The organism is uncultured Nitrospira sp. (assembly GCA_902500695.1).
Lineage (GTDB): Bacteria > Nitrospirota > Nitrospiria > Nitrospirales > UBA8639 > Nitrospira_E.
The window spans coordinates 51,877-72,963 of record CABVRQ010000015.1 but is presented as its reverse complement, the minus strand read 5'-3'; the positions used below and the strand labels follow the sequence as shown (position 1 = coordinate 72,963).

Annotated in this window: 17 protein-coding genes; 4 read left to right on the top strand and 13 right to left on the bottom strand. The window is 50.5% G+C overall.

From position 1 onward, the window contains the following. From AAH187_RS06115 to AAH187_RS06090, 6 genes are all read right to left on the bottom strand, one after another. A partial coding sequence (locus AAH187_RS06115) for a hypothetical protein (protein ID WP_342347554.1) occupies positions 1–1,241 on the bottom strand: 1,241 nt, incomplete at its 3' end. A 650-nt stretch (positions 1,242–1,891) separates the two neighbouring features. Then, positions 1,892–3,367 carry an efflux transporter outer membrane subunit gene (locus AAH187_RS06110; protein WP_342347553.1) on the bottom strand — a complete coding sequence of 492 codons (1,476 nt, stop codon included), beginning with the start codon at positions 3,365–3,367 and terminating at the stop codon, positions 1,892–1,894. Positions 3,368–3,376: 9 nt separating this feature from the next. Next, entirely contained in the window at positions 3,377–4,399 is a 1,023-nt protein-coding gene (locus AAH187_RS06105) for a biotin/lipoyl-binding protein (protein ID WP_342347552.1), read from the bottom strand. Further along, the gene (locus AAH187_RS06100) at positions 4,400–5,140 is read right to left on the bottom strand and encodes an ABC transporter ATP-binding protein (RefSeq protein WP_342347551.1); all 741 of its coding nucleotides are present in this window, start codon (positions 5,138–5,140) and stop codon (positions 4,400–4,402) included. Between the two features lie 4 nt (positions 5,141–5,144). Next, a complete protein-coding gene (locus AAH187_RS06095) occupies positions 5,145–6,278 on the bottom strand; it encodes an ABC transporter permease (protein WP_342347550.1) in 1,134 nt (377 codons plus the stop codon). Continuing rightward, on the bottom strand, positions 6,275–6,949 hold the full coding sequence (locus AAH187_RS06090) for a TetR/AcrR family transcriptional regulator (protein ID WP_342347549.1): 675 nt from the start codon (positions 6,947–6,949) through the stop codon (positions 6,275–6,277). Before AAH187_RS06090 ends, AAH187_RS06095 begins: the two co-directional genes overlap by 4 nt. 398 nt (positions 6,950–7,347) lie before the next feature. Here AAH187_RS06090 and lon point away from each other — a divergent pair, with 398 nt between their 5' ends. Beyond that, positions 7,348–9,783: an endopeptidase La gene (gene lon, locus AAH187_RS06085; RefSeq protein ID WP_342347548.1), complete on the top strand. Its 2,436-nt coding sequence runs from the start codon at positions 7,348–7,350 to the stop codon at positions 9,781–9,783. A gap of 203 nt (positions 9,784–9,986) precedes the next feature. Here the strand turns inward: lon and AAH187_RS06080 are convergent, their stop codons facing one another. Continuing rightward, the gene (locus AAH187_RS06080; RefSeq protein ID WP_342347547.1) at positions 9,987–11,165 is read right to left on the bottom strand and encodes a flagellar basal body FlgE domain-containing protein; all 1,179 of its coding nucleotides are present in this window, start codon (positions 11,163–11,165) and stop codon (positions 9,987–9,989) included. Positions 11,166–11,674: 509 nt separating this feature from the next. Continuing rightward, positions 11,675–12,130, bottom strand: a complete 456-nt coding sequence (locus AAH187_RS06075) for a hypothetical protein (protein WP_342347546.1) — start codon at positions 12,128–12,130, stop codon at positions 11,675–11,677. Positions 12,131–12,278: 148 nt separating this feature from the next. Between AAH187_RS06075 and AAH187_RS06070 the strand changes: the two genes are divergently transcribed. From AAH187_RS06070 to AAH187_RS06060, 3 genes are all read left to right on the top strand, one after another. Then, positions 12,279–13,640, top strand: coding sequence for a YjgN family protein (locus tag AAH187_RS06070; RefSeq protein WP_342347545.1), 1,362 nt, complete (start codon positions 12,279–12,281; stop codon positions 13,638–13,640). A gap of 91 nt (positions 13,641–13,731) precedes the next feature. Then, the gene (locus AAH187_RS06065) at positions 13,732–14,832 is read left to right on the top strand and encodes a M48 family metallopeptidase (RefSeq protein WP_342347544.1); all 1,101 of its coding nucleotides are present in this window, start codon (positions 13,732–13,734) and stop codon (positions 14,830–14,832) included. 244 nt (positions 14,833–15,076) lie between these two features. Continuing rightward, positions 15,077–15,496 carry a hypothetical protein gene (locus AAH187_RS06060; RefSeq protein ID WP_342347543.1) on the top strand — a complete coding sequence of 140 codons (420 nt, stop codon included), beginning with the start codon at positions 15,077–15,079 and terminating at the stop codon, positions 15,494–15,496. Positions 15,497–15,757: 261 nt separating this feature from the next. On the opposite strand, the gene AAH187_RS06055 is transcribed toward AAH187_RS06060, so the two are convergent. The 5 genes from AAH187_RS06055 to AAH187_RS06035 form a co-directional block, all read right to left on the bottom strand. Then, positions 15,758–16,048 (bottom strand): hypothetical protein, encoded by a 291-nt coding sequence (locus AAH187_RS06055; RefSeq protein WP_342347542.1) that lies wholly within the window; start codon positions 16,046–16,048, stop codon positions 15,758–15,760. A gap of 75 nt (positions 16,049–16,123) precedes the next feature. Then, complete coding sequence (locus AAH187_RS06050; protein WP_342347541.1) at positions 16,124–16,387, bottom strand: CPBP family glutamic-type intramembrane protease; 264 nt, start codon at positions 16,385–16,387, stop codon at positions 16,124–16,126. A gap of 243 nt (positions 16,388–16,630) precedes the next feature. Next, on the bottom strand, positions 16,631–17,083 hold the full coding sequence (locus tag AAH187_RS06045) for a PAS domain-containing protein (RefSeq protein WP_342347540.1): 453 nt from the start codon (positions 17,081–17,083) through the stop codon (positions 16,631–16,633). Between the two features lie 400 nt (positions 17,084–17,483). Further along, entirely contained in the window at positions 17,484–18,713 is a 1,230-nt protein-coding gene (locus AAH187_RS06040) for a type III PLP-dependent enzyme (protein ID WP_342347539.1), read from the bottom strand. A 1,956-nt stretch (positions 18,714–20,669) separates the two neighbouring features. Continuing rightward, positions 20,670–21,087 (bottom strand): hypothetical protein (locus tag AAH187_RS06035; RefSeq protein WP_342347538.1); only part of this gene is annotated, 418 nt, incomplete at its 5' end.

Here is a 21,087-nt window from a genome sequence, read left to right as displayed (position 1 = left end):
TAGAATAAATCCGTCACGAAGGTTTTGAGTCGCCCCAGCACCCCTTCTCCGGCCAGATCCCCGCCTAAAATATGCAGGTCCGCCATCGACCGCACTCCCGGTCGATTGAGGATGCGAACCAATGGCGAATCGGGCATCTGCGCTTCAAGCCCGGGCAACTCTTCCGGTTTTGTCCGGTTTTTCACCACGGCCAGCATGAACGCAGAGAGTCCTTCAAGCACCGGGTTGCCCTTCAGTCCAGGGATCGCCCCAACCACGTTCAGGATAATCGAGAGGTACCGATCCAAACGGCCACTGGCCAACGTGGTTCCGCGGGCTGGACACCCAACCCGCACAAACCGTTCGATGACCAATTGCTTTCGTTGGAGCAGGGCGCCAAGTTGCTCCAACTGCTTCAGATCGTCCTTCCGATCCGGTTGCGCAAAGACCTGGAAATCATCCTGATCAAAGGGAAATCGGCCCTCCATGATGCTGCGACAAAGCAATTCCCCCACAAGTCCGCCACGAGAATGCGAGACGAGGTGCAGACGAGCCCCTTCGGGAAAATACCCGGCAAGGTCCAACGCGTTTTGAATTGGATTGTGAGAAAGGGTTCGATGTTGAAATGCCAGCACCCGCTTGGAGTAATGAGCAAGGAGTTGCACCATGCGTGCATTGGCGCCTCCCTCCCATAGTCCACCGAAACTGCCTTCGGTCGACGATGCGGTTCCGTGAATGAAGACCAGCCACGGTGTATCCGTCCTTTCCTTTTCCAGGGATTTGATCCGTGTGTAGTCAGACGACTCTTTTCCTTCCCAACGATAGAGGCCGGGACCAGGCTTCATCACACCCTCGACCTTGTCCTTAATCAAATCTGTGGTCGCGCCGACAGGGTCCAGGCCAAACACTTTGAACCCTTTAATGACCCAATTGCCGACGATGCCCCGACTTGCGGCACCGATAGGCAACGCAAGGGGAAGTTCGACCATGTCACCGGCAGGCCCACGGCTGGGAGTCAATCCAAAATCCTTTTCCAGATCATCCACACGGACCCACAATTTCAACCCCTGGTCCAGTTCTAGCTGAATCAGGTCGTCAGGATTCAGATCGTCGATTTCCAGAGGTGGTTGGCCCGCGCGAGCCCGTTGGACCCTGGCACTGTGTTTAAGAGTGACCAGGTCCTTCAGATTGGCAGGAAAATCGGGAGTTGCGGATTTCAGGTCGAGGGGCTCACGTTGTCCATGAACACGAAGACGTTTCATTGTTTATTCCTCACACAATGTTGTTGACATGCGCACCAATTCTCCCCGACAGAACAAGCACTTCAAAATATCGACGCCATACCGATCATTAAATTGTGTTGCATTCGTTTGCCCAACAAAAGAAAACGGAAGCCCATTACAGCAAATCCGTCGAATAATTCCTACCTTCACCCTGCAACCCAAGCGAAATACGGATAGGCCCTTGAGCCATCGGAGACATGCAGTTTATTGAAGGAAGAGTTAAGGTGGCACAGGTTGGATCAGGAGGGAATGGATTTGTGCGACTGTCCGCCTGTTCGCCTGAACCCTTACCAAGGAAACGATCAGGCAAACTATTTAAGGAAAGAAAAGGGCTTAGGATCCGACACTTAAAGGACAGGGAAATACAGAAGAGATTCCGAATTACGACTGCCGGATTGACAGCAATTGGAAAATACCCTAGCACCCAGATTGTAATCCTGAGGGAAACGAAGGCCCTGTGCCCAAACCACCTACCCCCACTAGGCGAGATGCTTCGCTTTCAGCTCAGCATGGCAAAAGGACAAGTGTGACAAGGAAAAAGACCCAAAGGATCGGGTATCGAAAATGGGGATGACGGGTTGAACTAACCCCTTTAGGAATACTTGGCGGGAGATGCTCATCCGGATCCACTACTGTGGCTTCAGGTGAGCCAATTGTTCATTCTGCCAACCCCCGCCGACGGCTTTGAACAAATCCACCATAGCCGTGAGACGTGCGCGTTCGGTTTGGACCACTCCCAATTCCGCATCCAGCACGATGCGCTGAGCATCTATGACGTCGATATAGCTGACCAATCCCTTGCGATACCGGATGTCTGCTAGCTCCAGCGATTCCCGGGCGGCTGCCACATGTTGGTGTTGACTGGCCAGTTGTTCTTTGCGCGTTTGCAGGGCGACCAGCACGTCGGCCACTTCCCTGAATGCATTTAGAATGGTTTGGTGGTAGTCCTCCAACATTTGCTGATACCGGTTTTCCGCCACTTCTAATCTCGCCAAATTGGTATAGCCTTCAAAGATAGGAAGGGTGACCGAGGGACCGATCGCCATGTTGCGGCTGCCCCATTTGAACCATTGATCGAATTCGCTGGTGAGAAAACCTCCGGTTCCGGTGATGGCCACGCTGGGGAAAAAGTAGGCGCGCGCCTCTCCAATCCTGGCATTGGCGGCTTTTAAGGTTTCTTCCTTTTCCAAAATATCCGGGCGCCGTTGCAACAGATCTGAAGGCAGACCAACAGGGATCGTGGGTTGCACCATCACGGACCGTAAGGGCTTTGCAGACAACATCAATGTACCCGAATTTGCTCCCGTCAACACTTCAAGTTGATGCAGTTGCACGGCCCGCTGACGACGGAGTTCAGGAATTTGCGAGGCCGTTTGAGCCACAAGAGTTTCCTCTCGTTTCACATCCAGGTCCGATACCAGACCGGCCTGCGCGCGGCTCCGGATGATCGACAGTGAGTCTTGTTGAATCGCCAAGTTCCGTTCCGCAATTTCCACTTGTTCGTCGAGTTCACGAAGCCGAAAATAGGATTGTCCCACCTCACCGACCAGGCTCAACAACAGACCGCGGCGATTCATCTCGCTCCCCAACGCTTCTGCGGAAAAGGCCTCTTTCCCCCGTCGAATACGACCCCATAAATCCAATTCCCATCGAAGATCGATGTCCGCACGCCAAATATCAAAATTGGCTCCGGGCGGCGCGAACCCTTCAGGAGCCCCTCCTGTCGGACCCACCAAAATACTTTCCGATCGACGAATTCGGCTATAGGATCCATTCAACGTCACATTGGGATAGAGCCCGGCTCCTGACCCATAGGCAATTGCACGCGCCTCCAATACCCGAAACGCAGCTTGTCGCAGATCGTGGTTACGATCCAAGGCCTGCTCAATCAATCCATTCAATTCATCGTTGGCAAACATTCGCCACCATTCGGCCTCCGGCACTTGCCCGACGGCGATGGGAAGCTGAGAGGATGAGCCTTCCAGGGTCATGCTGTTCCAGTCTTCCGGGACATTGAGATCCGGCTGTTGATAGTCCGGCCCCACCAGACATCCCGGCAGACAAAGGATCATGAGCATCATGGGTACATGTTTCTTGGCGATCATGCGTTTCCCTTATTGAGTCTCATTTGCCTTTGACAACGGACGAGAGGCATCAGATTGCTGAGCCCCTTTCTCCGATTGGCTTTGGTCCTGTCCTGGAACTTGGTCAGCAGAACGCTCGATATAGACATCGACTTGTTGGCCAACATAGACCGGGAAAGAAGGCCTTTCAAATCCATAAATCACCTGGAGCACCCTGGTGTCGACCCGCTCGCGATTGTCCCCAGTCAGTGAACGTTTGGGCACAATGTAAGGCTCAAGCCGAGCAAAGGTGAGAGAAATCGCCTTATCCGTAAACCCTTTAAGGTAGGCCACGGCCGGACTTCCCGGCACCACCAATGGCGCGTTGACCTCATCAATATCGGCCCGCACCTGTAAGGTCTCCGTATCCCCCAATAAGATGAGCGGCTCTATGGGATTCACCGTGGCATATTCACCAGCCCGAACGTTGACCTGAAGAATCGTCGCCGCACGTGGTGCCCGAACGGTGAGACGATTTAACAACGCTTGCACTTCATCGCGTTCCGTTCGGGCCAAATGGAGATCAGCCCTTGCCCGAATCAAGGCCCGCTTGGCTCCTTCCGTCTCATGCCATTTTCGTTTCACATCATCTTCACTGACCGCCCGACGATCTGTAACCGACTGAAGCCGCTTCAACTGGTCATGGACATCCCGAAGCCGGATTTCCTGCTCGGCGATCTGCGCCGCCGCGGACGGGAGCGAATCGGTTTTGGTTTGCAATTGCGCACGCAACTCTCGATCATCCAGCAGAAACAAGGGATCTCCCTGCTCAACATGATCCGCCACCGTGACATACACCTTGGTCACGAGACCCTGGACCGGAGGGGCGATCCGGACGTTTTCGTTCACCGCTTCAATAATGCCTGCCGCAGCCACCGTGACTGGATACGGATTCTGAGGAGGAGTTTCCATCGGTGGAGGTGGAGCCACTTTCTTATTAGCTCCCCACAAGGTCGCAATCGTCAAAAGGATGCCTGCCAATGCTATCCAAAAGCTCAAACGCCGCAGTACCATTTAAACGGGTGTCTCCTGCCCTTCTTGGATCTGATCCACTCGTCCATCTTCCATATGGACAATGCGATCGCCAAATTCAAAAATTCGGGTATCGTGCGTCACAATAATCACCCCCCGATCATGCTGTTTCCCGATATCATGTAATTGCTGGACAATGCGGTGTCCCGTTTCTCCATCCAGGTTCGCCGTCGGTTCGTCACACAGCAATAACTGGGGATCACTCACCAAGGCTCGGGCAATCGCCACCCGCTGCTGCTCTCCACCCGAAAGTCTGGTTGGCAATGCCGCCAAGCGCGCTCCCATGCCCATGCTCCCAAGAATCTTCTCCGCTTGAGCCAGGGCATCGTGTTTGGCTACCCCGCGAATCAATAACGGGACGGCCGCATTTTCGATGGCCGTGAGGGTTGGTAATAGATGATATTGCTGAAAAATAAATCCGAGATGATCCAAGCGAAATTTCGTTTTTTCAGACGCAGACATTTCCAGAATGGATTCTCCTAAAATTCTCACCTCTCCCTCATCACTTTCTAAAATACCTGCAATCACCGACAAGAGAGTCGTTTTCCCGCTACCCGAAGGACCCACCAGCAACAGGACTTCCCCTCGGGCGACATTTAAATCAACTCCCTTTAGGACAGGGATCCGAGTCTCTCCTTCCCCAAACGATTTCACCACGCCCCTGGCCTGCACCAACCAGTGAGCCGATTCATGGTTGAGTGTCGAGGGCGGGTTCCGGCTCACGGCGCTACCCCCGAAACACAATCGCCGGTTCAAGTTTGGCTAACTTTCGAATACTAATCGCGCTCGAAATACTACAGATTAACAAGAGGGCAAACGCCACTCCCACGAGGAGCAGCCATGTTTCTTTAAAGGGCAATCGTCCCCCGCTGCCTGCCGTCAATCCAAACACCGTGGCTAATCCCACGCCCACTCCATACCCGATCGTTCCGACGGTAAAACTTTGCAGAAGGATCATGCGCGCCAGCATACCCGTGCTGGCTCCAATCGCTTTGAGCGCGCCAAACTGCGGCAAATTCTCGACCGTAAACAAATAAAAGGTTTGTCCGGAAATCGCCATTCCCACAATAAACCCTAATAAGACGGTGGTGCCAAAATTCACGCCAATACCGGTGTTTTGTAGAATCCATCGAATGGTTTTCCATCCAAACTGGTCTGCGGTAAATGCTCCCAACCCGGTTTGCTCATGAATTCGCCTGGCTAATTCTTCGGGACCGACTCCACTCACCGGACTGGCAAGCACATACGACAATTTCCGCCGTTCTTCGGGTGTCACACTCAAGGCTCGCTCGTAGGTGGTGTAAACGAAGGGAAAGTTTTGAAAACTTTTTTGGGTCTGCACGATTGCCACGACCCTGACACGGTGATCATTGATTTCAAACGTGGTGCCGAGATGAATATTCTCGGGCCCACCTAATCGTTCCACCCCTAATTGATCGATCGCGACCGCGTCAGGAGACCGCAACTCCTCAATGTTGCCATCCAATACTTTACCGGGTCGACCGATCAAGGTACTGGATTCAATTCCGACCAAAGCAATTTGTTCATAATTCCCATCTCGCAGCCTCGCACGCTGGACACCCTTGTAGAGAGGCACCGCCCACTCCACACCAGAAACACTTCGAACCACATTCACCGTCGTATCGGCCAGCGGTTTAATCTCTTCGACTTGGTTGATATTGGAATCGGTGACCCACACAGGGGCATTCACATTGGTGATGCCCGATTGCGACCAGGTCATCAACCCCCAGAAAATGGATCCCTGCTGAACAATGAGCATCGTGGAAAACGTGAGCCCTGCCAGCAACATGAGGTATTTGGGTCGATCGCCAAACAACATTTTCAGTGCAACGTAATTCATGCCTTCCGTGCCGTCCGCTTCCGGGGTTTTTTTATTTGATCTGACATGCGGGCGGCTCCTTCCGGTGAAGGAATTTTGAGTCCGTTCATCATGATGTTCACAAAGGTTCGGGAAATGTCTTCAGCTGTCTGAGGGAGTTGGGCATGAAATAAGACCGTCAACAACCGATGATAAATCAGCATGCCCATAAAGGCGCGTGCCGCGATGAGGGACTGAACAGGCTGAAAGGCGCCATCGTCTATGCGCTGTTGAATATACCCGGCCAAAAAATCGTAAAATACCCGTATGTGATTGTGGAAAAACATATCCGACATCTCATGGCTTTCGAGGGCGCTAAACAAAATCAGCCGCATCAGATCGGAATCCGGAGCCCCTCCGACCACCGTCCGGGCAATCACGGAAAACACCTCAACATCCTTTTGCTGCCCAGCGAGACTTTTTACTTTTGAGAGTAATCCCGGCACGGGAGATTCCTCCGCAAGAATGGCCGCATACAAATCCTCTTTACTGGGAAAATGTTTAAAAATAAGGGCTTCGCTGACACCTGCCCTGTCGGCAATCTCCCGGGTCTTGGTCCCGCTAAACCCTTTTTTGGCAAATAGGGAGGCCGCCGACTGAATGATTTTGGCCTTCCGCACCGGACCGGATATTCGTTTCTGAGCTAACGGCATCTTCACCTTCCAATATAGTAAGTGTTCACTTACCATGTTAAGATCTCGCCAGAAACCTGTCAAGGAATCTGGATCAATTGCAATTTTTTCGGGAACGGTTGAAAATTCGTATATCTTACACAGCCCATCCTGATTCATCGCAGTCATCAATACTCGTGATGCACTGAGATGTTCGGATGGACCGTATGGAGATTCCGCCTCGCATGATGAGTCCGAGAGTGGATCACCAACACAGGTGCAGGTTTTCGATTTCGCTCATGAATACCCTTTTGACTCCATCCGGCATGGCACAACCGGTAGATTGTGCCAATCAATTTGACTCAACGGAAAAGATGCATATCTTCTTGGGGAGAACAAGTATAATGTTGCGATATTCCTAAAAAACGGTAACGACAAAAATGGATACTCCCCCAGCAGGCGAAAATACACTCATCGTTTCCCTCCCGCTCGTCCCTGTCAAACGAACAGTCTTGTTCCCGGATACCCTTGTTCCCTTCACGATTGGCCGACCCCGCTCGATCGCGGCCGTGGAAGCGGCGATGAACTCGGAGGACAAAGCCTTGGTGTTCGCCACTCAGCGTGACTCTGAAAAGGAGGAACCCGGGTTCGATGACCTGTATCGCATTGGCACAAAAGCCGTCATCAAGCAAATGGGCAAAACTCCGGACGGCCATCTCCAGGTTCTCGCACAGGGGATTGAACGGGTCGTCCTACTCAAGAAGGAACAAGCCGAACCCCATATGATCGTTCGGTCCCGGCAACTCGCTCTCTCTCTTGAATCCGACCTGGAACTGGAAGCCTTGCATCGTGAACTGGTGGAACTCATTGGCCAATTACCGGAATTATTGACGACCCAAGGCGTAGTGGAATTGGTGTCGGTCCTTCGAGCAGAAAAAAATCCCCTTTCGGTGGCCTATCGTCTCGTGTCCCTCCTCAACCTCAATGTGGAACGATTACAGGGGCTTCTGGAGCAGTCTGATGCCAAGGAAGTGCTTCGTCAGGTATACGGCGCATTGGCACATGAACTCCATATCCTCAAAATTCGCCATGAAATTGCGAGTCAGGCCCAGGCGGAAATTGGAAAATCCCAACGGGAGTATTTCCTGCGACAACAGTTAAAAGAAATTCAACAAGAACTCGGAGACTTGGAGACCCAACCCGAAGATGGGGAAGTGGGAGAATTAAAAACCCGTATCGAGAAGGCCGACCTTCCTGACATCGTAAAAACCGAAGCCACCAGAGAACTAAAACGCCTGGTCAAGCTGCCTCCCGCCTCTCCGGATCATCAAGTCATTCGCAGCTATTTGGAGTTGGTTCTGGAATTACCCTGGAACACCCTCACAGAAGATCACCTGGATTTGACTCATGTTCGAACCATATTAGATGAGGATCATTACGGCATTCAGGATGTTAAAGAACGCATCCTTGAACACCTGGCGGTGTTGAAGTTGAACCCGTCTGCGAAGGCTCCCATCCTGTGTTTGGTGGGACCTCCGGGAGTGGGGAAAACCAGCTTGGGGCAATCCATTGCCCGCGCCCTGGAAAGAAAGTTTGAACGCCTGAGCTTAGGGGGCCTCCATGATGAAGCTGAATTGCGTGGGCATCGCCGCACATATGTCGGCGCCATGCCAGGCCGGCTGATTCAAGCTCTCCGGCGTGCTGGAGCCAAAAATCCGATCTTGATGCTGGACGAGGTTGATAAGGTCGGACAGGATTTTCGAGGAGATCCCTCCTCAGCCTTGTTAGAAATTCTGGACCCGGAGCAGAATCATACCTTCCGCGACAATTACTTAGATTTGCCCTTTGATCTTTCTAAAGTGATGTTCATCACCACGGCTAACTCCCTGGACACGATCTCCCGTCCTCTCTTGGATCGCATGGAGATCATTCGCCTGGGAGGCTACAGTCATCAGGAAAAACTAGAAATTGCCAATCGCTATTTGTGGCCTCGCCGCTTGAGGGAAGCCGGACTGGAGTCCCAACCTCTGACCTTAGATGATCAAGTGATTCCCCATATCATCAAACGGTATACCCGTGAAGCCGGCGTTCGCCAATTGGAACAGATGTTGGGACGGCTAACCCGCAAAGTCGCATTGAGGCTGGCGGAACATCCGCCGGACCAGCCGGAAGAATCTCTCACGATTACCCAAAGTGACCTTCCGGAATGGCTAGGCATCGAACGATTTATGCCTGAAGAAGCCAGAAAAACATTGCCCCTGGGCGTAGCCACCGGAATGGCCTGGACAGAAACCGGCGGCGATGTCCTATACGTAGAAAGTGCCCTTCTGCCGGGTGGGAGCGATCTCACCATTACGGGCCACATTGGCGATGTCATGCAGGAATCAGCCCAAGCGGCTCGTAGCTATCTCTGGTCACGCGCCGAATCACTAGGCTTGGATATTGCGGTCTTTAAGCAAAGCGGGATGCATATTCATGTGCCCGAAGGCGCCATTCCCAAAGATGGGCCCTCTGCCGGTGTGACCATGGCCAGTGCTCTGGCCTCACTCTTACTGAAAATCCCGGTTATGAACGACACGGCAATGACCGGAGAGATTGGGTTAACCGGATTGGTCCTGCCTGTGGGCGGGATTAAAGAAAAGATTCTGGCGGCACACAGGGTCGGGTTGCGCCGCATTGTTCTTCCCAAAGCCAACGAGAAAGATCTGAAGGATGTGCCTGAGGCCGTGCGATCTGAATTGTCCGTCATATTCGTGGAAACGATTGAAGAGGCCTTAGAGGCTGTCCTGCTCAAGACACCGGACATTCGTGAGAGAGAAAAGAGCCCTCGCCACCCCCAGCCTGCCGGGAGCGAGAAGAAACCCGTGTTGGACTAAACCGGGCTTATTCTGGAGTCTATCGGGAAAATCAAAAGCGAGTGGTGCAAATTGATGGGGATTAAAAAAATACTTAAATTTACTCGCATTATTTAAGTTTAATTTTTACCGTATCCTTTTCTCTCCAGCACATTCAGCAATCCTCTACCTTAGTTCTTGTTGTATTTCTTATCAGAAGAGCGGTAGGTAGCACTCGTGCAATATCAGGGCATATGCTCCAAGTAGCCAGTTAAGCTCACAATTCCTTCCTGTTGTTCCCCTTCATAATTACGCTCGACGATCACACGAACGCGGGTGTTTGTATCGGCATACAAACCAACTGGCTTATTCAGGATATGCCGAACTTGGTGAATATCTCCCTTATCGGTTCGAAAAACATCCGAAAGCCCCAATTGATAGATGACTGGAGAATCTTGCAACATCGTGTGCACGGAGGCAATAACCTGCGGATCTTTTATGTCCGGTAAAAGATCCAAAGAAGTACTTTGCAATGACACATGATGGATGAAGAGCCGACTCCCCGGTGGAACGGTCAACACTAAATCCTCTGCGGAATAGCTATCATGCCGAAATTGAAAGGATTGAGTATAAGCCCACGGCTTCTTGGTCGTTAGGGAAATATCTTGTACCGGCACAGGATGCTCAAAGTCGTTGCCAACATTGACATGCCAAGTGCCAAATTGTCCCACAGTCCAAACCCCACTTTGCACCGCGCTTATCGCAGCGGGAATACCTCTGGCAGGATGTGAACGAGTTTCCTCTGTGCGTTTCGTATCCCCTCGACCATGCTTGTTCGGCTTCGGGTCTGGGTGTTGGGTGAGCGTTGGAAGCATCTGACCAAATACCTTCGTCTGTCCATTGTCATAATAGCCAAGAATGTCCCTACTCTCAGTTATCGTTATTCCTGAAAGGATGCCAGGAGAAAACCCATCCTGAGTCAACGTGAGCAAAATAGATCGGGATCCTTGCTGCAGCATCCCGTCCCCTCCGGTACCACCATCAGTGGTGAGACTCATTCCAAAGTCAATTTTCAACATTTGCCCATTTTCGGAACCATTATTAAAATCGACTCCGTTACCACTGGCATTAAAATATTGGGGAACACTCTCCGTATCTAAAAATCCACTCGTGTTAAATCCAAGCTTGCCTTGTAATACCAATGCATACTCTGTGCTGGGATTACTGTTTCCGGTGGTGACCATCACTTCAGAATCCCTGGCAAGACCGTAATATTGCCAGGTATTTCCCGCGATTTTGGTCCATGTAATCATTAAGTCATGAGGAACCCCAAGCGAATCAAACACCTGAAAACTAGTTGAAAACTGAGTAGTGCCCGCACCAAAAGGATCCGCCAAAAGTGAGGAAATTGAGAATGGGCTCATCACCGGTTGAGTTGCATCCAAGTTTCCACCCATTATGACAATGGAGCTCGCCTTTGCCGACATTGTTGAAATTACCTGCCCAACTTTCTGCTTTTGCCTATGTGGTAATTGTTGAATAATATTCCCATCGCTATCGATAAAAATATTGTCCGGCAACCCTCCGTGGGTTCGGGAGGCACCGTTCGGTAAGGTCGTTGAAAGAGGGCTAGAACCTTCCTGAGAAAATCGATTTTTCTCAAGCTCGGCCGGGAAGACGGGGATTGGGAAAAGCTGGAACCCAACAATGCCCAATATACAAAAACCCTGAAAACATCTAACCGTCTTACACGTAAAGGTTTGGGACATGTAAGTATGCTCCTCAATAGGGAAATACGGGATAAAGATTTCCAGACCGGCCCAATGCATAAATCCAGCAATCTCTATGCCATACCATGACACATCATTCCAAACCAGAAGATGGATTTTAAGAGAGGTTAGGCCTTCTCCAGAAAAACGGAGAAGACATGAGATTATTTCACGGAAATGCACAGAGAGGAAGTTGGTTGCATGGTAAAGGTACCCCCAGGTTCAAGAGGGCTGTGATCCTGGCCAATGCGGGTGTACCACCAACGTCCCCGAGCAATCGGCGAATCATCTAACCACTTCAACTCAAACCCTCCCTCCCGATCGTTACCGGCCTGTATCCATATGCCCTTCCACACTCCGTCCTTTAGTTGATGGGTTTCAAACCAGCCGCCCTCCCATTCATAATGTCCTTTGCCCTCTTCATCTAACGTAATGGTATTGGACCCGGTTTCGTCTGCATATTCCCATTTCCCGGCAAGTTCTTGAAGGTGTCGAGGCGGATAAGAGGGTTCCAGAGAACGCACTTCGCCTTGAGGAGTCTGATGTGAGAGACCTGCACAACTCAACACCCCAAAGACATTTATGACGATCATGATCATTTTGACTATACTTTTCGGCATGAATCCTTCCTCGACTCCCCACGATCATTGAGTTGGGAAATGATGTTTAGGATTGTATCAAATAAGACCGATAGAACCAGATACGTGAAACCCTGTATCTCCAGAGACCACCACTGATGAGCACGATCAAGAAGGTGGCGCCTGAACGATGGAACTGACGCCCGCTTTGTTCTGTACAAAATGCGGGACGGTCAGAAATGGTGGCGGGACCTGTTCGCAATGTGGAACTGCTCGTCATTCTCCAAAACAGGAATCCGTGAATAACTCCAACGCCACAGACCGTTCCTTGACCCCATCAGAATCTCAGGACCCGTTGATCCCTAATTGGACAGGCCCATCGACTGAACATGGTTTTGATTTAGCATATTTAGGCTCTGCTCAGAGAAAACAGACCGAGGCCCTTCACGAAATTCCCCCTTCCGACATAGACAACGAGTCGGACGATTCCGATTTGTTTCCCATCCACCACCCCATTTTTTGGGGGCGTGGGCGAACCCTCTTTGGCATTTTCATTGTCAATACTTTTTTCACATTACTGACTCTTGGCCTGTATTCCTTTTGGGGGAGAGTGCGTATTCGCCAATTTTTGTGCAGCCAAACCAGTTTTGCTCACATTCGCTTTTCCTATCATGGAACCCCTCACGAATTATTGAAGGGCTGGTCAAAAGCGTTTTTGGTTTTCGGTCTTCCCTATGCTTGTCTGAATCTCGTTCCCCTGATATGGGACCAGATTCCGACCTGGATCCCTAATGCCCTTGCAGCGACCATGGCCTTGTGCTTCATTCCTGTCGCTGTGGTTGGATCGCAACGCTATCGGTTGAGTCGAACCTCCCTGGGAACGATTCGTTTCTCCTTCAGGGGACACGTGAAGGAATATATGAAAATATGGGTCTTGGGGTCGCTTCTGACCGTGTTGACTGCCGGCATCTATTATCCGTTTTTCGAAAATAGCAGACGAAAATTCCTCGTCGCTCACACCTACTTTGGTAATCGCCCATTCACCTATTCCGGAACGGGAAGCGGGCTCTTGAGGATCTATGCAAAAGCCCTCGCCTTCAGCATACTGATTGTGGTCACACTCATCGGGATCAGTGCCGGACCTGAAACCCTGTCTGTCCCCGCTCAATGGCCTTCCGATGGTTGGCGAGACCTCTTTTTCAATTCGATGTTCATCACCGGATTGCTCACGCTGCTGCTTCCCTGGTTTTATCTGCAGGTGGCTAAACAACGGTATCAATGGAATCATTCAGATTTTGGAGATGCGCAATTGCAATTTTTTGCCTCTACCTGGAATTTAACGGAGTTGCGGATTACGAACTTCCTCATGCTCATTCTCACGTTTGGATTAGCCTGGCCGTGGGTTCAGGTCCGGAACCTTCAATTTCTGTATTATCATCTCACCCTTCAAGGACCCTTGAATTTCCAACGTATCGAACAGGAAGCCTTGGATGCTTCGCCCACCGGAGAGGAGCTGGCAGGATATTTTGACGCTGGTTTTGATTTAGGCTAATTTGGCCGTTATGCGTATGCAGTTTTGATCGTCCCCGCATTCACCTCTTCTTGCATTGACGATTCATGCCTTCCTTAGACTAAACCAACCCATGGCATACCCCACGGACTGGAAAGGGTCCTATTATGACGGACAATCGGTGGTTCCACAGCATGTAACCATTACGGTGACAGCTGTCGGCCTGAGGCTTCACTTTGCTTCCCACACAACCACGACATGGAACTATCACGAACTTCGACAGACCCAAGGGCGCTATTCCGGAGAAGAAGTACGATTCGAGCGAGGAACAGGAGTTGGCGAAACCCTGGTCATCCCCAGCCCTAAAATTCTGCTTGCGATTCATGAGCATGGCGGATTGGACGCCAAACATTTCCATCATCCCGCCACGCGACGTACACGCGTGTACTGGACGGTGCTTGCCGCACTCACCAGCCTCCCAATCGTCTATGCCATCTTCACCTGGGGGATTCCCTCATTAGCTCAGCCAATCACTGCGGCCATTCCGATTTCCTGGGAAATCCAGTTGGGACAATTTGTTCAACAGGAAGTCACAGCCGGGAAATCTGTTTGCCAAAATCAGAAACTGATCCACGCAGTCGAATCAATATTGACGACCATGACCAATTCCATCGACCAACTCCCCTATCAATTTCAGGTGACCGTCGTGGATAGCCCCATCGTCAACGCCATGGCTGCCCCTGGCGGGTATATCCTGGTCTTTCGTGGTCTCCTGCAAGACACCGCTTCACCCGAAGAATTCGCGGGAGTGCTGGCTCATGAAATTCAACACGTTCTGCTTCGACACACCATGCACCTGATCGTACGGCATGTGTCGATGGCTTTCGTCGTCGCCGCTCTCAGCGGAGATGCCAGCGGCATGGTGGCCTATGCACTCCAAGCCGCCCAAACCCTTCAGACCCTGTCCTACAGCCGTGACGCAGAAGACCAGGCCGATGAACAGGGATTCCAATTATTACAACGGTCGAGAATTAACCCCGAAGGAATGATCACCTTTTTTGCCAAACTTGGAAAAGAGCAACCTGCAAACGACCTCCTCCGCTATATTTCGACCCATCCGACGACCCAAGACCGGCTGGCACACCTGAAGTCCTTGCTGCCACCTGTCTCCACGACCTATCGAGCTTTCCCGTTTCAATCCAAGTGGTCTGACATCACCACATACTGCGAGTGACTCCCTAAAGGCATCTTCTTAACCCTGTTTGCCTCCTGACACGAACGCCGTTGACGGGAGGCTCAACTCACCTTTTTTAATACCTGGCCCATTGCTCTCTAGCCCTGGAGCCTTCATAATCAATCCAATCGAGACATACCGGAATGTATGGTGTTTTTGGCTGAACCACAACTCCAAATACACTCACACCCCGTTTGTCTAGTCCGAGGCCATTTTCATCAACACATAACAAGGGATGGGTCACATGGGAACCGAAATAACACGCTATGCCATTGGAGACTTTGGACAGTTGCATAAATTTACCGGGAAGGATGTACCGGCCGGTACCGTCGCCCTGGTCGAAGAAGATGGAAAAAGCTTAACGGAGAAGGGGAAATCGTATACCGCACGATTTTCTGAGATTCTTCCGAACGTAGAGATCATTCGCGTGCAATTCGATCAATACAGCTCGAACCACATCGGCTTCGCCATGGAAGCCCATGACAAAACCCTGACTAAAATCCCGGAAATGCTAGAAACCACAAAAATCATATCTGAAAAACTCAGACATGATTGGATGGCGCAAGACAAAGCCTATCAGGATACCGAAAAAGCCAAAAAGGTACCGCCTCCTGCTGCAGCAAAAGTTGCAGCACCTGTGAAAGAAGCGATTCCGGCAACGTAATCAACGCTTTCCCTATCAAAGAGCCCAGGCACAAAAACGCCCTTCGCTTCAGGGTGATCAACATTGCTTTCCCCCTCTGCCAAGAAAATGCAGAGGGGAAAAGCTTCAATATTTCTCACTCTTCGAACTAAAGAAATCCGAATGAGGGCCGGGTTAAGCCGGTTGCAACCTGCAGGACCTTGCTATCAAGGCTGGGGAAGAGCTGGCAATCGTCATGGCGCTAGCTATAAGGGTTTGATTCACCTTGGTCAAAAGAACGAACTATTTTTTTCGAAACGAAATATGATCTTTATATTCCTGAATCGCTGCACCCAAGGCCTTTGCTCCTAATGGAATATTGGCCTCCAGCGCATCTTCAACCGCTTCATCGTCAATCATCACTTCATAGCATTCGTGTTGATTGGTGAGCACCATGCCCTTCTCCGTTTGCCGGGGCATATAGATTTCCGTCCACACTTCCTTTTCCACCAAACACACATCCCGAAACCGTTCATACAAAAGCTGCAACCGTTCCTGATCAGAAATTACGAGCGGATTATTTTCCATAGCCATACATCTCCCTTTACATCGTCAACAGTGGCTCTTTTTCTACTCCGCTCTCATCAAACTCGTCAAGTGGGTCGCGAGTTATTTTCCGAAGACGGATACCCAGGGGTCACGGCCAGGAACCCATAAATACAAAAACCTGCCCAGCCAGCCATGATAGATCCCCAACGGCCAAAGATTCCGGTCACGGATATAGAACGGAATAAAAAAGCAGGCCATAAGGCCGGTGGCCAGCATCAGCCACACGTCGGGGAAATGAACCACAGCAAATAGAATCACCCCAATGGGAATGGCCGACAACAGGCCATGACTAACCCCGACCCGACAAATAACACTGATGGCCAAATAAAAGCTTCTCGAAGATTGTCGGTGCGAAACCCCCAACTCTTCCACTTCGTCGGATCTTGCCGAACCTGCCAGACAACATAGCTCATCCAACTGATGCTGGCCAAGGCTATGAAAAGTCCCTTTGCATCAAGACTTGTGAATACAAGATGCACCAGCCCTGTCAAGACAACCGCAGAAAATTCCCACCAATTGCCAACCCGATCATCGGGAGAAATTTTCAGAAAATCTCTCTCACACGAATTACAGGGTATAGGTCGAGGAGCCTTTGAGAAAGGCCAAGGAGGGCTCCTGAGGGGAAACCGAAATGACTGGACAACCATCTAAGTAATGATCTGTAACGAAGCCCAATGCCTCAGACTCATAAGGAAATAACCGGACGACCGCAACAACCGTCTTTCCCAAGGTTGGAAAAACCAATTGTACATCTTGGGGTCGTTGAGTCTTCAGTGTTTTGGTCAGGGCTTTTTTCAAACTTCTGGCCGAATCTTTAGGTAAGATCTCATTGATGGTCCGCCCAATCAGATGCTCTCCACCTACAAGGTGTTGACAGGGAACAGGGAAAAAGCAATCCCGATAGATTCCATTTTCATCCCAGCGAAAAATTTTATGGGGAACAAACGAGACATGATCCCCTGAAAAAATCCTGCTCAGAAATTCTTCCCACATAGCCTTGGACCAACGTTCCCTGGACATGGAACCCTCCCTGGTTTCTATCCATTTTCCCTATCATAGAGATGGTGCTCCCACCAATATTTCAGCGCTCTTTAAAAGAGTAAATAAGAGTTCCCACCTCATGCACAACTAGGGAAATTCCTAGTTATTCAGGGGAAAACCCCTAATACCCTATCTACTGTATTAAAAAAGGAACGATTAAGACAATTTTTTCTTTCATTTTTGCCTAAAATCTATGCAAGCTTCCTGGTCCACCAGGAAGGCCGTGGTCCAGTTTTGTCAGATCTTGGATTTTGAACCCACCCTGCGGGGCTAGCTGAGTCAGAAAAATACTGTAGAAAAGCCAGGGAAATAAATCAACGGCCTCTACACTCCGATAAGCAGTGAAACGAGCACACTGTGCAATGATCAGGCTACCCCGTTAGAGACAGTAGGTCCGCAAGGGAGGAAATCCATTAAATCCCACAGACGCATAACTGCTGGTATAAGCGCCGGCGCTTAAAACTTCGATTCGATCACCAATAGCCAAATCCAGGGGCAATTCATAGGACGTTTTTTCATATAACACGTCTGCGCTGTCGCAAGTGGGGCCAGCCAATATCACCGGACCCGTGGGACCCTCACGGAGGGTGCGTAGGCGGTACTTAATACATTCATCCATCGTTTCAGCCAAACCGCCAAACTTGCCGATATCAAGATACACCCACCGCCGAACATCTTCGCGGGATTTGTGAGCCACGAGGATCACCTCGCTCTGGATCACTCCCGCATCCGCCACCAGAAATCGCCCGGGTTCAATCATCAGTTGAGGGGGTGTGACACCAAAGGATTGCTGTAGAGCCTGTTGAATAGTTTGGGCGTAGTGCGAAAATGGCCGAAGGGTCGTTTGATAGGTAGCAGGGAGTCCTCCGCCAATATTAATCCATTCCAGCTCAAGATCCTGTCTCCTCAATTGGCTGTACAATTCCGCTGCCTGCTGCATGGGCTCGACCCATTGCTGGGGATCTGTTTGTTGAGACCCCACATGGAAGGTCACTCCCAGGGGGTTCAACCCGAGATCACGACTACTGAGAAGCAAATCATACGCCATGGCTAAGTCACAGCCGAATTTTCGAGAAAGAGGCCAATCCGCGTTTTTCCCTTGGCTCAATACTCGACATTGCACTCCCGCTCCCGGTGCCTGTCTACCCAATTTTTCGAGTTCGGCTTCACTGTCAAAGGCAAAGAGCCTGACCCCGCAGTCAAAGGCATAAGCAATATCCACCTCTTTTTTGACCGTGTTGCCATACGACAGCCAGGTGGCCGGTACCCCGAGGGACAGACACAAATCCAGTTCATACCGGCTCGCAACATCAAAGCGGGAGCCCAGCGTCGCTAACAGTTGAATAATTTCCGGGGCGGGATTGGCTTTCACCGCATAATGAATCGCTGCCTGGGGAAACTCCCCTTGAAGTTCGAGGTACTTGTTCCGTACCTGCTCGAGGTCAAGGGCTAAAAACGGTGTCTCAGGACGCCCGGCCAGGAACTGCTCAAGCTTTGGGGTCAGACTGCGGCAATCAGCCTGAGACAAAACATGTCGAAGCGATGGAGCACTTGCTAGAACAGAAACCCCCTCATTTTCGAACCCGGAATTGACAAAACTGGTCGGCACATTGCACTCCTGTGATAATGGTGATTAAAAGGGAATCAATCGCGCCCAGCCTAAAGTCCAAATTTATGGAATACATCGGCTAAATATCCAGAAAATCTTAAGAGGAATCCGGAAACATTCATGTGCCTCAAGCCAGAGCCCCTGATCCCTGGCGTCTGCTTTTCCCGTCCGATGGCAGACGGGATTTTCGTTTGAGAATTTTGGTAGCGTACAGTGGAAAATTCCCAGTCCGGATACCAAAATACCTGAAATGTTGTTTAACGGGATTCGGAAGATGCGTCGAAAGGAGCACAACTAGTGTGGGAAAGAGGCGAGCATTAGCTCGCTGCACAAATCGATGAGTGAAACCCGACTCCCGGTTTTCAGCTCGGCCATGAAAGAGAACACACGTTCGCGGGATGGAAGTGCCTTAATTTCGGAGATGAGGATTGCTTGAAAATTTTTCTGCCAAAATTTTATTCGATGAAAAGCCCTACCTTATAATCCAATTCAACCTGAATTTTCCACAATAAATTCAGTCGAAGAAATGGTACCACGGGTTTTCCCATCTGTGAATGCCGACTCCTCAGTCTTTTCACAAGAAATGAACCCGAATGCAGCCAGACATCTTCCCTGAGACTCTCCTGGATTAACCAAAGATCCTCCCTTCAAAAGACGGTAAAGGCGACGGGATCCGAAAAGCGTTCACAGTTTTCCATACGGCCACACCGACTGTCTTGCCATGATATGTGCATTCTCAGCTCCATCTCCAGCCATACTATATTGACGAACCGTTCCCTCTCTGGGAATAAAACCCAAGCTAGAGCTTCAGCGTGCCCAAAAGCAAAATTTCGGCTCAACGCAGTGAACCTCGACAGCATGCAACTATGGAGCATAATCAATACTTTCTAAAGTGGCTTTTGTCAGATATTTCCATTTATCGTTGCTATCTTTTCGGCCTTCCAAACGAATCCGGCTTATGACATCCTTCACCGGGTCAGGTCTCCAATAGCCATGATGTCATTCCTCGAACCCTTTGACTCTCCTCCCAGGCAACAGGGCTGAATCCCACCGAGATGGAGGCATTCCAAAAACCAACGCGGCAGTGGCTATCATGGCGAAAAAAACACAATTCAATTGACTTCTCCTCCGTTTATGAGCAACCCGGTAACTCCCGTCCAGGTTGGCTTGCAAGCCAAACCTGGACAGGAAAGAAAAAACATTATTCCGTGATGCACGCATCATCTATTTGCAATGTGCTGCATCGACCAACTGAAAATATTTGAATCCACCTATTAGGAAGGGAAACGGTTGGATCGGCCTCCAATGTTAGGGTGCCTCGGACCCATGCGGGTAGTGCCTGGGAGTCAGGTAACTGCGGCCACAGCAACCTGAACCCTACCATCAAACTTGGCTTCTCCCATTTTCTGACCATTCAGTTGGGCACATTAGCCATGCCAAATACGCTGCTCACTGTGGACCCCAACGTTCCATAGTTGAATATCGTTAAGGCCAGTCTTTTCGCCAAATTTCAACGTCACTCGCTGAACTTGCTTTTGTGGCACCACTTAGCATCACTATTTGTGAAACAACCCACGATGGCACTTGCCCCTGGGGAAGAAGTGAATTCACAATTCTAGCTTCTGGGTTAGGTGTAGTTGATGAGCCATTCTCCGTTTAGAATCGGTGGAGATGAATCGCCGAATACTGCGCATTGACAGTTTCTCCGCCTTTGGACGTGGTATCCGGAGCAGGACCACTAAAGTCGTAACATTTCGTCCCCGCCTACGCTTTGGATCCACTAAAAGCAAATGCCAATGCACCGAGAAATCCCCAAAGACGGTTCAGGGTGAAGGTTATGACAAGGGATGGAAACCCGTTAAAAAAGGTCCGTGATTCAACCCTTTCAGTTAGCCGAAAGACGTAAGACTGGCCTTAGTATGACTTTTATGCTGACTTCTCAAAATTTCACCCCAACTATGAAGTCGTAAAACTGAACACCTCACTCTTTTTTGTCCCACCGCAAAGGCTGAACGACTTGACCTGCCAGTAATAGACTTGATTAGAAAGCAACGTCACCTCTGGTTTCCAATGAGTCGCGGTGATACCGGAAACCTCGGCAACAATGCTTGTCTCAAATGGGGGAGGTTGGGTCGAGAGTTTGACATTATATGTGTTCGCACCAGCCTTAGGTTCCCAGACAAACAAGGGTTGGAATGCCACATTACTTCCACTGTCAGGGGGTTCAAGAGCGGTCGTCGGTCCCGGCGAACCACAACCGGCATTGAGTTCCTCCGCTCCACGGTCGCATTGTCTGGTGCCCGTCCCACCATCCACCGGTCGATGATTCCCATTTTGATCCAAATTCGCACACTGAAGGCCCGAATCCACAAGT